Source organism: Sphingomonas fucosidasi (assembly GCF_036663855.1).
Lineage (GTDB): Bacteria > Pseudomonadota > Alphaproteobacteria > Sphingomonadales > Sphingomonadaceae > Sphingomonas > Sphingomonas faeni_B.
The window spans coordinates 133,200-147,565 of the sequence record NZ_JAXOJR010000007.1 but is presented as its reverse complement, the minus strand read 5'-3'; the positions used below and the strand labels follow the sequence as shown (position 1 = coordinate 147,565).

General features: G+C 66.1%; 12 protein-coding genes. 9 read left to right on the top strand and 3 right to left on the bottom strand.

Going from position 1 to position 14,366, the window contains the following annotated elements:
* Nucleotides 1-49 precede the first annotated feature (49 nt).
* The 3 genes from rpoC to U1737_RS14025 all read left to right on the top strand — a co-directional run bounded on the left by rpoC (nucleotide 50) and on the right by U1737_RS14025 (nucleotide 5,788).
* Nucleotides 50-4,336 carry a DNA-directed RNA polymerase subunit beta' gene (rpoC, locus tag U1737_RS14035; RefSeq protein WP_332797199.1) on the top strand — a complete coding sequence of 1,429 codons (4,287 nt, stop codon included), beginning with the start codon at nucleotides 50-52 and terminating at the stop codon, nucleotides 4,334-4,336.
* Nucleotides 4,337-4,550: 214 nt separating this feature from the next.
* Complete coding sequence (locus U1737_RS14030) at nucleotides 4,551-5,339, top strand: hypothetical protein (RefSeq protein ID WP_332797198.1); 789 nt, start codon at nucleotides 4,551-4,553, stop codon at nucleotides 5,337-5,339.
* A 77-nt stretch (nucleotides 5,340-5,416) separates the two neighbouring features.
* Complete coding sequence (locus U1737_RS14025) at nucleotides 5,417-5,788, top strand: PilZ domain-containing protein (RefSeq protein ID WP_248523055.1); 372 nt, start codon at nucleotides 5,417-5,419, stop codon at nucleotides 5,786-5,788.
* Between the two features lies 1 nt (nucleotide 5,789).
* Here U1737_RS14025 and U1737_RS14020 read toward each other — a convergent pair whose 3' ends face one another.
* Entirely contained in the window at nucleotides 5,790-6,536 is a 747-nt protein-coding gene (locus tag U1737_RS14020; protein ID WP_332797197.1) for a metallophosphoesterase family protein, read from the bottom strand.
* 1 nt (nucleotide 6,537) lies between these two features.
* Nucleotides 6,538-7,632, bottom strand: coding sequence for a catalase family protein (locus U1737_RS14015; protein ID WP_332797196.1), 1,095 nt, complete (start codon nucleotides 7,630-7,632; stop codon nucleotides 6,538-6,540).
* 125 nt (nucleotides 7,633-7,757) lie between these two features.
* Here U1737_RS14015 and U1737_RS14010 point away from each other — a divergent pair, with 125 nt between their 5' ends.
* From U1737_RS14010 to U1737_RS13990, 5 genes are all read left to right on the top strand, one after another.
* On the top strand, nucleotides 7,758-8,432 hold the full coding sequence (locus U1737_RS14010; RefSeq protein WP_332797195.1) for a fumarylacetoacetate hydrolase family protein: 675 nt from the start codon (nucleotides 7,758-7,760) through the stop codon (nucleotides 8,430-8,432).
* Nucleotides 8,433-8,474: 42 nt separating this feature from the next.
* Nucleotides 8,475-10,112, top strand: a complete 1,638-nt coding sequence (locus U1737_RS14005; RefSeq protein ID WP_332797194.1) for an OFA family MFS transporter — start codon at nucleotides 8,475-8,477, stop codon at nucleotides 10,110-10,112.
* 59 nt (nucleotides 10,113-10,171) lie between these two features.
* Nucleotides 10,172-11,065: an SDR family oxidoreductase gene (locus U1737_RS14000; RefSeq protein WP_332797193.1), complete on the top strand. Its 894-nt coding sequence runs from the start codon at nucleotides 10,172-10,174 to the stop codon at nucleotides 11,063-11,065.
* A 245-nt stretch (nucleotides 11,066-11,310) separates the two neighbouring features.
* Nucleotides 11,311-12,444 (top strand): PepSY-associated TM helix domain-containing protein, encoded by a 1,134-nt coding sequence (locus U1737_RS13995; RefSeq protein ID WP_332797192.1) that lies wholly within the window; start codon nucleotides 11,311-11,313, stop codon nucleotides 12,442-12,444.
* Nucleotides 12,441-12,665, top strand: coding sequence for a hypothetical protein (locus tag U1737_RS13990; RefSeq protein ID WP_248523048.1), 225 nt, complete (start codon nucleotides 12,441-12,443; stop codon nucleotides 12,663-12,665). Before U1737_RS13995 ends, U1737_RS13990 begins: the two co-directional genes overlap by 4 nt.
* A 225-nt stretch (nucleotides 12,666-12,890) precedes the next feature.
* Here the strand turns inward: U1737_RS13990 and U1737_RS13985 are convergent, their stop codons facing one another.
* The gene (locus U1737_RS13985) at nucleotides 12,891-13,517 is read right to left on the bottom strand and encodes a hypothetical protein (protein WP_332797191.1); all 627 of its coding nucleotides are present in this window, start codon (nucleotides 13,515-13,517) and stop codon (nucleotides 12,891-12,893) included.
* 112 nt (nucleotides 13,518-13,629) lie between these two features.
* On the opposite strand from U1737_RS13985, the gene U1737_RS13980 reads away from it, so the two are divergent.
* Nucleotides 13,630-14,295 (top strand): response regulator transcription factor, encoded by a 666-nt coding sequence (locus tag U1737_RS13980; protein WP_248523046.1) that lies wholly within the window; start codon nucleotides 13,630-13,632, stop codon nucleotides 14,293-14,295.
* Nucleotides 14,296-14,366 lie beyond the last annotated feature (71 nt).

Here is a 14,366-nt window from a genome sequence, read left to right as displayed (position 1 = left end):
TCCCCCTCCCGCAAGCGGTAGGGGGGAAGATTTTTCCTAAGGACAGCTCATGAACGAGATGACCCCCTTCGCCAATCCGGTCGCCAAGACCGAGACGTTCGACCAGATCCAGATCGGCATCGCGTCCCCGGACAAGATCCGGTCGTGGTCGTTCGGCGAGATCAAGAAGCCCGAGACCATCAACTATCGCACGTTCAAGCCCGAGCGTGACGGCCTGTTCTGCGCGCGCATCTTCGGTCCGATCAAGGATTACGAGTGCCTGTGCGGCAAGTACAAGCGCATGAAGTACAAGGGCATCGTCTGCGAGAAGTGCGGCGTCGAGGTTACCGTCTCGAAGGTCCGCCGCGAGCGGATGGGCCATATCGAGCTGGCCGCCCCGGTCGCGCACATCTGGTTCCTGAAGTCGCTGCCGTCGCGCATCGGCCTGCTGCTCGACATGCAGCTGAAGCAGCTCGAGCGCGTGCTGTACTTCGAGGCGTACATCGTGATCGAGCCGGGCCTGACCCCGCTCGAAAAGTACCAGCTGATGACCGAGGACGAGCTCCTCGACGCGCAGGACCAGTATGGCGAGGACGCGTTCTCGGCCGGTATCGGTGCCGAAGCGGTCCGCATCATGCTCGAATCGCTCGATCTCGTCGGTGAGCGTACCGCGCTGCTCGAAGAGCTCGCGGTCACCAAGTCCGAGCTGAAGCCCAAGAAGATCATCAAGCGCCTGAAGGTCGTCGAGAGCTTCATCGATTCGGGCAACCGCCCCGAGTGGATGATCCTCGAAGTCGTTCCGGTCATCCCGCCCGAGCTGCGCCCGCTGGTGCCGCTGGACGGTGGTCGTTTCGCGACGTCGGATCTGAACGATCTGTATCGCCGTGTGATCAACCGCAACAACCGCCTGAAGCGCCTGATGGAGCTCCGCGCGCCGGACATCATCGTCCGCAACGAGAAGCGCATGCTCCAGGAGGCCGTCGACGCACTGTTCGACAATGGTCGCCGCGGTCGCACGATCACGGGCGCCAACAAGCGTCCGCTGAAGTCGCTGTCCGACATGCTCAAGGGCAAACAGGGCCGCTTCCGCCAGAATCTGCTCGGCAAGCGCGTCGACTATTCGGGTCGTTCGGTCATCGTGACCGGGCCTGAGCTGAAGCTGCACCAGTGCGGCCTGCCGAAGAAGATGGCGCTCGAGCTGTTCAAGCCGTTCATCTACGCGCGTCTCGATGCGAAGGGTCTGTCGATGACCTTGAAGCAGGCGAAGAAGTGGGTCGAAAAGGAGCGCAAGGAAGTCTGGGACATCCTGGACGAGGTGATCCGCGAGCATCCGGTCATGCTGAACCGTGCGCCGACGCTTCACCGTCTCGGCATCCAGGCGTTCGAGCCGGTATTGATCGAGGGCAAGGCGATCCAGCTTCACCCGCTGGTCTGCTCCGCGTTCAACGCCGATTTCGACGGCGATCAGATGGCCGTGCACGTCCCGCTGAGCCTCGAGGCCCAGCTCGAAGCACGCGTGCTGATGATGTCGACGAACAACATCCTGTCGCCGGCCAACGGCAAGCCGATCATCGTGCCGTCGCAGGACATGGTCCTCGGTCTCTATTATCTGTCGATGATGAAGGAGAACGAGCCGGGCCAGGGGATGCTGCTCGGTGACATGGCCGAAGTGCATCAGGCGCTGAACGCGCAGGCGGTCACGCTGCACACCAAGGTCATCAGCCGCGTTCCGCAGACCGACGAGAAGGGCAAGCAGTACCTCAAGCGGTACGAGACGACCCCAGGCCGCATGCTGCTGGGCGAATGCCTGCCGCACAGCCACAAGGTGCCGTTCGACACCGTCAACCGCCTGCTCACCAAGAAGGACGTGGGCGACGTGATCGACGAGGTCTATCGTCACACTGGCCAGAAGGAGACCGTGCTGTTCGCCGACGCGATCATGTCGCTCGGCTTCCGCCACGCGTTCCGCGCCGGCATCTCGTTCGGCAAGGACGACATGATCATTCCGGACGCCAAGGTTGGTCTGGTCGACGACACCAAGGCGCTCGTGAAGGACTTCGAGCAGCAGTATCAGGACGGTCTGATCACGCAGCAGGAGAAGTACAACAAGGTGATCGACGCCTGGAGCCGTTGCGGCGACCAGGTCGCGAACGCCATGATGGACGAGATCCGTGCGGTGAAGGTCGACGAGGAAACCGGCCGTGAAAAGCCGATCAACTCGATCTACATGATGGCCCATTCGGGTGCTCGTGGTTCGCAGGCGCAGATCAAGCAGCTTGCCGGTATGCGTGGCCTGATGGCCAAGCCGTCGGGCGAGATCATCGAAACGCCGATCATCTCGAACTTCAAGGAAGGCCTGACCGTCCTCGAATACTTCAACTCGACCCACGGCGCTCGCAAGGGCCTCGCGGATACGGCGTTGAAGACGGCGAACTCGGGCTACCTGACGCGTCGTCTGGTCGACGTGTCGCAGGATTGCGTCATCATCGAACCGGATTGCGGCACGACCCGCGCTCTGGAGATGAAGGCCATTCTTCAGGGTGGTTCGACCATCGCATCGCTCGGCGAGCGCATCCTCGGTCGTACGACCGCGGAGGACATCGTCGATCCGAAGACCGGCAAGGTCATCATCCCGTCGGGCACGCTGCTCGACGAGCCGATGATCACGACGATCGAAGGCTTGGGTACGCAGTCGTGCAAGATCCGCAGCCCGCTGGTCTGCGAATCGAAGATCGGCGTCTGCGGCAAGTGCTACGGGCGCGATCTCGCCCGCGGTACGCCGGTCAACATCGGTGAAGCTGTCGGCGTCATCGCCGCGCAGTCGATCGGTGAGCCGGGCACGCAGCTGACGATGCGTACGTTCCACATCGGTGGCGCGGCGCAGCTCAACGAAACGTCGAACCTCGAGGCTCATGCCGACGGTACGGTGCAGTTCCGCGATCTGCGTATCATCGTCGACCAGCGTGGTCGTCGCGTGGTGCTCAGCCGATCGGGTGAAATCGCGATCGTCGACATGGACGGCCGCGAGCTCTCGGTCGATCGCATCCCGTACGGTGCGTACGTGCTGTTCGACGATGGTCACATCGTGTCGCGCGGCGATCGGATGGCCGAGTGGGATCCGTTCACCATGCCGGTGATCACGGAGAACCCGGGCACGATCAAGTATGTCGACCTGATCGAGGGCAAGACGCTCACCGAGCAGACCGACGAAGCCACGGGCATCGCCCAACGCGTCGTGATCGAATATCGTGCGGCGACCAAGTCGAAAGAGGATCTGCGTCCGCGCATGACCCTGCTCGACGAGACGTCGGGCGAGACCGGTCGTTACATGCTGGCGATCGGCGCGACCTTGTCGGTCGAGGATGGCGCACAGGTGTTCGGCGGCGACGTCGTGGCCCGCGTCAGCCGCGAGAGCGCCAAGACGCGCGACATCACCGGTGGTCTGCCGCGTGTTGCCGAGCTGTTCGAGGCACGTATCCCCAAGGACTCGGCGATCATCGCCAAGATCTCGGGCCGCGTCGTGTTCGGCAAGGACTATAAGGCGAAGCGCAAGATCGGCATTCAGCCCGAGGATGGCGGCGACGTCGTCGAGTATCTGGTGCCGAAGTCGAAGGTCATCGACGTCCAGGAAGGCGATTACGTCAAGCGTGGCGATAACCTGATCGGCGGCTCGCCCGATCCGCACGACATCCTCGAGACGATGGGCATCGAACCCCTCGCCGAGTATCTCGTGTCGGAAATCCAGGAGGTTTACCGTCTCCAGGGCGTAAAGATCAACGACAAGCACATCGAGACGATCGTTCGTCAGATGCTGCAGAAGGTCGAGATCACCGACGGCGGCGATACCACGCTGCTGAAGGGCGAGCAGGTCGATCGCGAGGAAATGGACGCGACCAACGAGAAGCTCGAGAAGAAGCAGACCCGCGCACAGGGCAAGCCCATCCTGCTCGGCATCACCAAGGCGTCGCTGCAGACCCGCAGCTTCATCTCGGCGGCATCGTTCCAGGAAACTACGCGAGTGCTCACCGAAGCAGCCGTGCAGGGCAAGCAGGACATGCTGATGGGCCTGAAGGAGAACGTGATCGTCGGCCGGCTCATCCCGGCAGGCACCGGTGCAGGCCTCAACCGCCTGCGGGTCGTGGCCAACAGCCGCGACGCCTCGATGCGCGTCGCGCAGCGCAAGATGGCGGAGGTGTCGATCGTGGCACCGATGTCGGCTGCCGACGAGCACGCCGCCGAACTCGCGCGTAGCCCGCGTGACGCTGGTGGCGTGGGTGAGGATCCGCTTGCCGCGGTCGTGACCTCGGGCACCGGCACCGACGCGGATGCCGGCGAGTATCTGAACACGCCCGAGTAATCGGGTTCGTCAGCGACTGGCACTAAAAGGCCGTCGTCCGGGACACCGGGCGGCGGCCTTTTTCGTTTGCGATGTTACCGGGTGGATCTGACATCCTCGCCCTTCCCATCCGGCAAGCGCTGGATCTTGCTCCTGCTACCCTGCGAATGAACTCTTGGTCATCAGGCCGCTGGCATGTTGCGGGGCGGGCGCGGGAAGGCTAGGCGAACGGCAGATGCGGTCGGCGTACCATCCTTCGTCGATCGAGACGCGCGTTTCCACGCGACGCCGCAGTGCCGCGTTCGTGCTGACGGTGATCGCGCACATCCTGATCATCCTGATGCTGGTGCGACTGGCCCCCTCGGCGGTCGTCAAGCCCGAGGAACGGAGCGAGCCGATCACGTTCCAGATCGCGCCCGATCAGAGCACCCCGACCCCGGCGAAGCGCACGCCGTCGCCGACCAAGCAGAAGCGCGCCAGCGGTGGTTCGCCGCCGCGGGCCGCACCGCGCGCCGAGTCCGCGCAGGCGCCCCCTGCCCCGCCGAAATCTCCACCCCCGCTACCGATCAAGATGCTGGGCGGGATGGAGATGTTCGACGCGGCCGACATCTCCAAGATGCCCGCGCATCCCGAAGACCAGCTTGCGGGCGGGGATGGGGGGAGCGGGTCGGGGAAAGGTCAGGACAGTGGTTCGGCCTATGGTCCTGGCGAGGGGCCGGGCGGGCAGCGGCTGTACAATGCCGAATGGTACCGCGAGCCCACCCATGCCGAGCTCGCCGAGTTCCTGCCCAACGGTGCGCCGCCGGGCGGCTGGGCGTTGATCGCATGCAAGACGATCGCGAATTACCAGGTCGAGAATTGCCGATCGCTCGGCGAATCCCCGATCGGGTCCGGACTCTCGCGGGCGATGCGGCAGAGCGCATGGCAGTTCCGCATCCGCCCGCCCCGCGTCGGCGGCAAGCCGATGATCGGCGCCTGGGTGAAGATTCGGATCGACTTCACGCAAGGCGGCCACAAGAAATAAGTGCGCGACACGGACCATCCCGCAGAAATATCCCCGCAACTATGGATATCCGCACCGACCCTGGGCATTTTCATCGCATGACGACCGATCCGAGCGACAAACCGCCCTCGCTTGCCCGTGCGACGCGGACGAGCGTGATGCTGAGCGCGGATATGTTTCGCGTCGACCGCGACGGGGCCAGCCAGCACCGCGTCACCAACATCTCGGAAACCGGCCTCTGCATCGCGCAGGCCGGGGACCTCGTGACGGGCACCGTCGTCGTCGTCGCGATCGGGTCGATCGCGCCAACCGCCGCCAATGTGGTGTGGGTCAGGAGCGGGCTGGCGGGGCTGGCGTTCCAGACGCCGATCGACGTCTCCGAAGCGCGCCGCCGGCGGGCCTCCGGCAGCACCTTGCGCCCGCCCGCCGCCGGCTGGCTCGCCGAACTCAACAACCCCTATAACAGCTGACCTACAGCGTCCGCGGCACCGTCACGAACCGCCCGCCTACGACGCGGATCTCGTTGAACGCCGGCGGACTGCCACGCGTCCGCTTCGACAGGGTGCCCGCGCCGATCATCCGGATCGTTCGCCCTTCGCGTTCGATCGGAATGTCGAACGGATCGTGGACGTGCCCCGACAAGACCGCATGCGCGCCAGCCTCCGCCAGCGCAGACAGCGCCGCGTCGCCGTGACGCGTCTTCGCGGTCCCGGTCGTGCCGCCTTCGATCAGCGGATGATGCGCGCCGATGAAGATCAGATTGCCCTTCGGCACGTCTGCGATCATCGCCAGCGCGCGCTTCAGCGATCCGGCGCTGACGCGCCCCTTCGACCAGTTCCACCGCCACTGCGCCCGCGCGGTCGTCTTCAGCGGCACCACCGTGACGCCGGGCAGCTCCAGCGGCCGCTCGATCATCTGCTCCACCGCGGCATAGCGCTGATAGGGCGCGAACAACCGCCGGAACGGGTCCCAATAATAGGGGATGTCGTGGTTGCCGACCTCCAGAGTCACCGGCACGCCGAGCGACTGGAGCCAGTCGCCCCCCTGCTGGAACTCGTCCTTGGTCGCACGCATGGTCAGGTCGCCGGTCATGATGACCGCGTCCGGCTTCTCCTCCGCCACGCGTTCGGAGAACCAGGCGATCGCCGCCGGATCCTCCGCACCGAAATGCACGTCGCTGACGTGGAACAGCTTCAGATTATGCCCCCCCAGCGTCATGTCAGGCGAGCTCGGACAGCTTTGCCGGCTGGTGCATCGGGCAGCCGTTGAACTTGCCGCGGAAGTCCGCCGACTGCTTGTACGTGTCCTTGCGCACGCGGTTCACGCCGCCGAGCGGCTGATGCGCGGTGATCCCATGCCAGATGCTGTACGACAGCGCGTCGTCGGTATGATCGGTGACGCCCTGTTCCCACGAAAGCTGTGCCGGCACGTCAAGCGTGGCAACCGTCACGAACGGGCTCTCCGCCTCGTCCCAGACCACCGACGCGTCCTCGATCGGCATCTTCTCGAGATCCGTGTTGAGCTGCACGCGGAACTCCCACTTGCCGCCATGCTCGACCAGTTCCTCGCGGACGACCTCGCGCAGCGCGTCCGGGCGCGCGCTGATGTCGACCAGATCGCCGGTCAGCCGCGTCAGCTCGGGCGAGACCGGGAACAGCGCGACCTTCGCGATATAGTCGCCGAAGCGGAACGGCGTCTGCGAATAATAGGTCTCGCCGAGCGGATGGACAGGCTTTGCGCCGCCGAGCGTGGTGAGCGTCGCCGACTTACCGCCGACCGCCTCGAGTGCGGACTCGACGACGCGGAAGGTCGCCGACATCGCCTTCTTCACGCCCTCGAACCGATCGGTCGTCTTCGCCAGCAGCTTCAGGTTCTTGGCGAAGGACTTGGGGTCCGCCGCGGAAAAGGCGGGACCGTTGACCATGATGAAGTCCTGCGTCGTGTCGCCTTCCGATCCCGGGAGGCGTGCGCCCTCGACATCGAGGATCTTCAGCGCGAGGCCGCGTGGCAGGCTGATGCTGTCGTCGAGGATATCGCCGGCGTTGGTCGAGATACGGATGATCGCCTCATGCTGGCCCGGCGTCGCGAAGATACCCTGCGCCAGTTCGGGCGGCAGGCCATCGGCGACGGTGAAAGTGCCGCGCGCGATGCCGTGCGCCTTGGCGTGGACCGACCGGACCGCATGGCCGTAATCTTCCGAGGTGGTCTCGAGGATCTCCTGGAACGAGTCCTTCATGCTCTGCAGCGTTTCCTGCTCGTCGGGCGCGATCGTCTCGACCGACGGATCGAACCGCACGGGGTTGGTGCTGGGCATTGGGGTATCTCCGGTTGGTGCCTAGCCGTAACCCGTCGACCCGACAGACGTTCCGGGTCCGTTGCCCCGGCCGGTCGTTGCAATGCAGGCGCCCGACGTCGATGTAGGCGGGCAAAGGAGCCATCATGCACATTCCCACGATCACCGCCCCGACCGTCGCCATCGCCGGCTCGGCCGATCGCTTCCCGGTCCGCCGGATCTTCTGCGTCGGCCAGAACTACGCCGATCATGCACGTGAGATGGGCTCCGACCCCGACCGGCAGGAACCGTTCTTCTTTTCCAAGCCCGCCGACGCGGTGGTGGAGAACGGCAGCGCGCTGCCCTTCCCGCCGCAAACCGAAGACCTGCATCACGAGGTCGAACTGATCGTTGCGCTCGGCAAGGGCGGCAAGGACGTCGCGGTCGCGGATGCGGCGGCGATGATCTTCGGCGCTGGCGTCGGCATCGACCTGACGCGGCGCGATCTGCAGGCGGCGGCGAAGAAGATCGGACGGCCGTGGGATATGGCGAAGGGCTTCGATCGCTCCGCCCCCGTCGCGGCGCTGACGCCCGGCGTGCCCGCCGCCTCGGGCAGCATCGCGCTCACCATAGACGGCGAGACGCGCCAGTCGGGCGACCTGTCGATGATGATCTGGAGCGTCCCCGAAATCATCGCGACGCTGTCCACCTTCGTCGAGCTGGTACCGGGCGACCTGATCTTCACCGGCACCCCCGCCGGCGTCGGGCCGATCCAGCGCGGACAGACCGTCCGCGCGACGATCGAAGGGTTCGAACCGCTTGAGGTGACATTCACCGCCTGATCGGCCATCGTCCGCGAATATAAGCGAATAAACGGGGGATTCATGGCTGACACGCGGGAATACGGCGAACGAGATTCGAGCGCGGACGGCTTTCTGAGCCGGGCACGCACGGTTGCAGCGCCCGGCTTCAACCGCTGGCTCGTGCCGCCCTGCGCGCTCGCGATCCACCTGTGCATCGGCATGGCGTACGGGTTCAGCGTGTTCTGGCTGCCGCTGTCGCGTGCGATCGGGATTTCGGACCCGGTCGTCTGCCCCAACCTCTCGCTGATCGGCGCACTGACCACGACGGCCTGCGACTGGCGCGTCAGCGATCTCGTCTGGACGTATACGTTGTTCTTCGTCGTGCTCGGCGCGTCGGCCGCGATCTGGGGCGGTTGGCTCGAGCGCGCCGGACCGCGGAAAGCCGGCGTCGTCGCCGCGTTTTGCTGGTGTGGCGGCATGGGCATCGCCGCGATCGGCGTGTCGATGCATCAGCTCTGGCTGATCTGGATCGGGTCTGGCGTGATCGGCGGGATCGGGCTGGGACTTGGCTATATCTCGCCGGTGTCGACGCTGATCAAATGGTTTCCCGATCGGCGCGGGATGGCGACCGGCATGGCGATCATGGGCTTTGGCGGCGGCGCGATGATCGGCGGACCGCTCGCCGACCTGTTGATGAAGCATTTCGCCAGCCCGACAGGGGTCGGCGTGTGGCAAACGTTCCTGGTCCTCGCGAGCGTCTATTTCGTGTTCATGATGGCCGGCGCAATCGGCTACCGCGTGCCCGCCGAGGGCTGGGCGCCCGCCGGCTGGACCGCGCCGACATCGGCCAAGGCGTCGATCAGCCGCTTCAACGTCGCGCTCTCGAACGCGCATCGCACGCCGCAATTCTGGCTCGTGTGGCTGGTGCTGTTCTTCAATGTCTCCGCCTCGATCGGGATCATCGGCATCGCCTCGCCGATGTTGCAGGAGCTGTTCGGCGGACGGCTGATCGATGCGCCGGGCGTGCTGTTCACGGCGTTCGACGACGACCAGAAAAAGGCGGCCGCGGCGGTCGGCGCGGGGTTCGTCGGCGCGATCAGCCTGTTCAACATCGGCGGACGGTTCTTCTGGGCATGGCTGTCCGATCGGATCGGGCGCAAGCCGATGTTCGCGACCATCCTCGTCGCCGGCGCGCTGCTTTATGGTCTGGCAGCACCGGCGCTGGCGGGCACGACGCTCGGCCTGTTCATCCTCGTCTTCTGCATCCTCGCGTCGATGTACGGCGGCGGGTTCGCGACGGCGCCGGCGTATCTCGCCGATCTGTTCGGGACGAAATATGTCGGTGCCATCCATGGGCGGTTGCTGACCGCGTGGTCGACGGCAGGCGTGGTCGGGCCGTTGCTCGTCGCGAACATGCGTGACCGCGCGATCGCGGCGGGCGTGCCGCGTGGCGATATTTATCCGCCGATCTTCTGGGTGCTGGCGGCGATGCTGGTCGCCGGGTTCGTCGCGAACCTGTTCGTCCGGCCGGTCGCAGCCAAGTTCCACATGCCCGCGGACGACAGGCTGATCGCGGTCGAGACGGTGGCCGGTGGCGGGACGGTCGCGGCGGAAGGCGGCACCTCGCCGGTAATCGTCTTCGCGTGGCTGGCGGTCGGGCTGCCGATCCTCTGGGGGATCTACATGACGCTGTCGAAGGCGTTGATCCTGCTCAAGTAGAGCGCAACCCGATCGATCGGCCGTCGGTTGCCCCTGTTCCCCCCAGATAGGAGCACCCCATGGCCGACCGGCTTACGATGCAGGATCCGCGCACGCAATATCCGCAGCCCCCCTTCCCGCAGCAGCCGCAGGAAGCCCCGGGGATCGCGTCGAAGATGGATCCGAAACCCGATCACGGCGAGACGAGCTACAAGGGCTCGGCCAAGCTGGACGGGCGGAAGGCGCTCATCACCGGCGGCGACAGCGGCATCGGTCGCGCCGCCGCCATCGCCTATGCGCGCGAGGGCGCCGACGTCGCGATCGTCTATCTCCCTGCCGAGGAGGCCGATGCGAAGGAGGTCGTCGCACTGATCGAGGCCGAGGGTCGCAAGGCGCTCGCGCTGCCCGGCGACGTGAAGGACGAGGCGTTCTGTCGCGCCGCGGTCCAGCAGACGGTCGATGCGTTTGGTGGTCTCGACGTGCTGGTGGTCAACGCCGGACGCCAGCAGACGCGGCCGACCGTCGCCGATATCTCGACCGACGATTTCGACCAGACGATGAAGACCAACGTCTATGCGCTGCACTGGTTCGTGCAGGCCGCGGTGCCGCATCTGCCCGTCGGCGCGGCGGTGATCACGACCGCGTCGGTGCAGGGCTATGATCCGTCGGACAATCTGCTCGACTATGCGACCACCAAGGCGGCGATCGTCGCGTACACCAAGGGGCTCGCCAAGCAGCTGATCGAGAAGGGTATCCGCGCGAACGTCGTCGCGCCGGGCCCGTTCTGGACGGTGTTGCAGCCGAGCGGTGGCCAGCCGCAGGAGATGGTCGAGACGTTCGGGTCGAAGAGCCATTTCGGGCGTCCCGGCCAGCCGGTCGAGATCGCGCCGGTGTATGTGCTGCTGGCATCACAGGAGGGGAGCTATATTACCGGTGAGGTGTACGGCGTGACGGGCGGCGCGGGAGTCGCTTAGTCCTTAATCCTCCCCCGCCAGGGGGAGGTGGCTGGCACTTGCCAGACGGAGGGGGAGGTCAGGATCACCGCGGTTGCGCATTCCTCCCCCTCCGTCACCTTCGGTGCCACCTCCCCCTGGCGGGGGAGGATCAGTCGACGAAGCACCTACCCTCACATCGCTATTGCACATCGTTATCAAATCTGTACCTGTGTGCCGGTGACCATCCGCCAGCGCCTTTCCCTCGACATACCCGTGTTCCGCGCATGACCCGTGGCACGATCAAGGCCTGGTATCTCGTCCACAAATGGACGAGCCTGATCTGCACCGCGTTCCTGCTGATGCTGTGCGTGACCGGCCTGCCGTTGATCTTCGAGGAGGAGATCGACGGGTGGATCAACCCGCCCGCGCCGATGGCCACCTTGCCCGCCGGCACGCCGTCGCTCTCGCTCGACACCATTCTCGCGCGGGCGGCGAAGGCGGCTCCCGGCGAGGTGCCGCTCTACATCAGCTTCGACGAAGAGCGGCCGATCGTCTACGTCACGACTGGGCCGACCCCCGACGCGGTGCCCGCGGCGATGCATTTCCACGCGTTCGATGCGCGCACCGGCGCGAAGATGCCGCCCTATGTGCCGGGCGTGATGGCGTTCATCCTCGAACTCCACACCGACATGCTGCTCGGCTTCTGGGCGGAGATATTCCTCGGCGTGATGGGCCTGCTGTTCTTCGCGGCGATCGTCTCGGGCGTCGTGCTCTACGCGCCGTTTATGGCCAAGCTCGACTTCGGCACGTTGCGGCGCGGACGCAGCAAGCGGCTCGGGTGGCTCGATCGCCACAATCTGCTCGGCATCGTCACGCTGGTGTGGGCGAGCGTCGTCGGCGTGACGGGGACGATCAACACCTTCGTCGTGCCGATCACCGCGATCTGGAAGGCGAATGGCCTTGCCGAGATCATCGCCAGCGAGACGCGTACGCCGCTCGGGTCCCAGCGCGCGTCGGTGCAGGCGGCGCTCGACGCGGTGCGGCGCGAGGCGCCCGAGATGGAACCGCAGTTCATCGCCTTCCCGGGCGTCGTCTTCAGCAGCACGCATCACTACGCCGTGTTCCTGAAGGGCGCGACGCCACTGACGTCGAAGCTGTTGCTGCCGGGCTTCGTCGATGCCGCGACCGGGCGGCTCGACGCGGTCGTGCCGATGCCCTGGTACATGCAGGCGATGCTGCTCGCGCAGCCGCTGCATTTCGGGAATTACGGCGGCCTCGCGATGAAGATCGTCTGGGCGATCTTCGACATATTGACGATCATCGTGCTCGGCAGCGGGCTGTATCTTTGGCTGCGTCGTCGCGGCGGTCCGAGCGACCAGCGCGTCCGCGAAGTCGTGATGGCGGGAGAAATCGCATGAGCCACAAGACCAACCGCCAGATCTTCGCGATGCCGATCCTGCTGGGCGTGTCGACCGTCGCGGGGCTGGGCGCGGGATTGATCGGCGACGGTGTATGGGACGTCGGCGCGGGTCTCCTGCTCGCGCTGCCACTGGCGGTGACCGGCCGCTACTGGGTCCGCCAACCCGCCCCGCAATCGCGCCAGACCGAAGCCCCAAGGGTCGCGTCGATCGCCCGCTGAGCGAATTCTCCCCCGTCAGGGGGAGGTGGCGCCGAAGGCGACGGAGGGGGAGGACACGGAACGGCAGTTACACCTTACCTCCCCCTCCGTCAGGCAAGAGCCTGCCACCTCCCCCTTGCGGGGGAGGATCGTGAAACCTGCGCAGGGATGACGGTGTCTTTGCCGCGCGGTTTCGATGCTGCCTGGAACGGGAAATGGAGCCGATTTTACCCGGCTCCATCCTAGTCACGTCGCTGGCGTAGCCTGCGGAGCCGGTGCCGTCGTCGGAGCCGCCACGCCTGCCGGAGCACCCGGGGCTGGGGCCGCACCCGCAGTCATCGGCGGCGGTGGCGGCGCCATGCTGGCTGGGGGCGGAGGTGCACCCGGACCGCCGGGGCCACGAGGACCGTCATGCCCCGGACCACCCGGACCATGCGGCGGACCGCCGATCGGGCCGAGCGCGGTCACCTTGCCGCCCGCCCCGACCAGGAACGAGGCATGGACGAAGCCATTCTCGAATCGGCCCTGGATCGTCACCGGCTGGCCGGCGGTGACGAGAGTGCCGTCCTCGCCTTCACGGCCCAGGTCGACCAGCGCGCGGCCGGTGGGGTCGGCCATCACGAACTTGTTGCCGTAGATTTCGGCGACGGTGCCGCGGATCGTGACGATGCCGTTCGACCGGCCGTCCGACTGGAGCGAGCGGATCGCGACCGGGGTGGCAGGCGCCATCGTCACGCTGGGGCGGGTCGCGGCGACCGTAACGGCACCGGCGGCGCCGCCGACCGCGAGCAGGCCAGCCGCGGCGAGCGCCAGGCGGTTGCGGCGAAAATTAAAGCCTTTCGGGGGCAGCGGGTGGGCGGGATGCTCGGACATGATAGTCTTTCCTCTCATTGGTTGACGAATCACCGTCTAGGCGCGCGCTGCCGACGCCCGCTGAACCAAGCCGTTCAGATTCCGTTGGGGTCTCGGACATAGGGACGATCGCATGCGGGTATTATTGGTCGAGGACGATGCGGCGATCGCCGACGGGCTGGCGCGGGCACTGCGCGCGGAGCATTTCGCGGTCGACGTCGCGAGCAACGGCGAAGACGGCGGGCATCTCGGCGCGACCGAACTCTACGACGCGGCGGTGCTCGACCTCGGCCTGCCCAAGCGCGACGGCTTGTCCGTGCTGCGCGACTGGCGTGCAGCGGGCCGCGATCTGCCCGTCCTGATCCTCACCGCGCGCGACGGCTGGTCGGAAAAGGTCGAGGGCTTCAAGGCCGGTGCCGATGATTACGTGGTCAAGCCGTTCCGCGTCGAGGAGGTGGTGATGCGACTCCGCGCGCTGGTCCGCCGCGCCGCCGGTCATGCCGCGGCGCGCGTGATTTGCGGTCCGCTCGCCTTCGATGCGCAACTCGGCACGTTCGAGCTCGATGGGCTGCCGTTGAAGCTCACCGCGTTCGAATGGCGGGTGCTGTCCGCGCTGATGCTCCGCCGCGAAGTGGTGATCGAACGCGCGGACCTGATCGAGCGGGTCTATGAGGGCGATGCCGACGTGGACTCGAACTCGATCGAGGTGATCATCGGCCGGTTGCGGCGGAAGATCGGCGCGCAGATGATCGAAACTGTGCGCGGCCGCGGGTACCGGCTGACGGCGGATGGGGCGTGATGGCCATAGCCTCCACCCCGGCGAAGGCCGGGGCCCAGTTGGGAGACGCTGTTAACGGAGCGTTGTCTGCC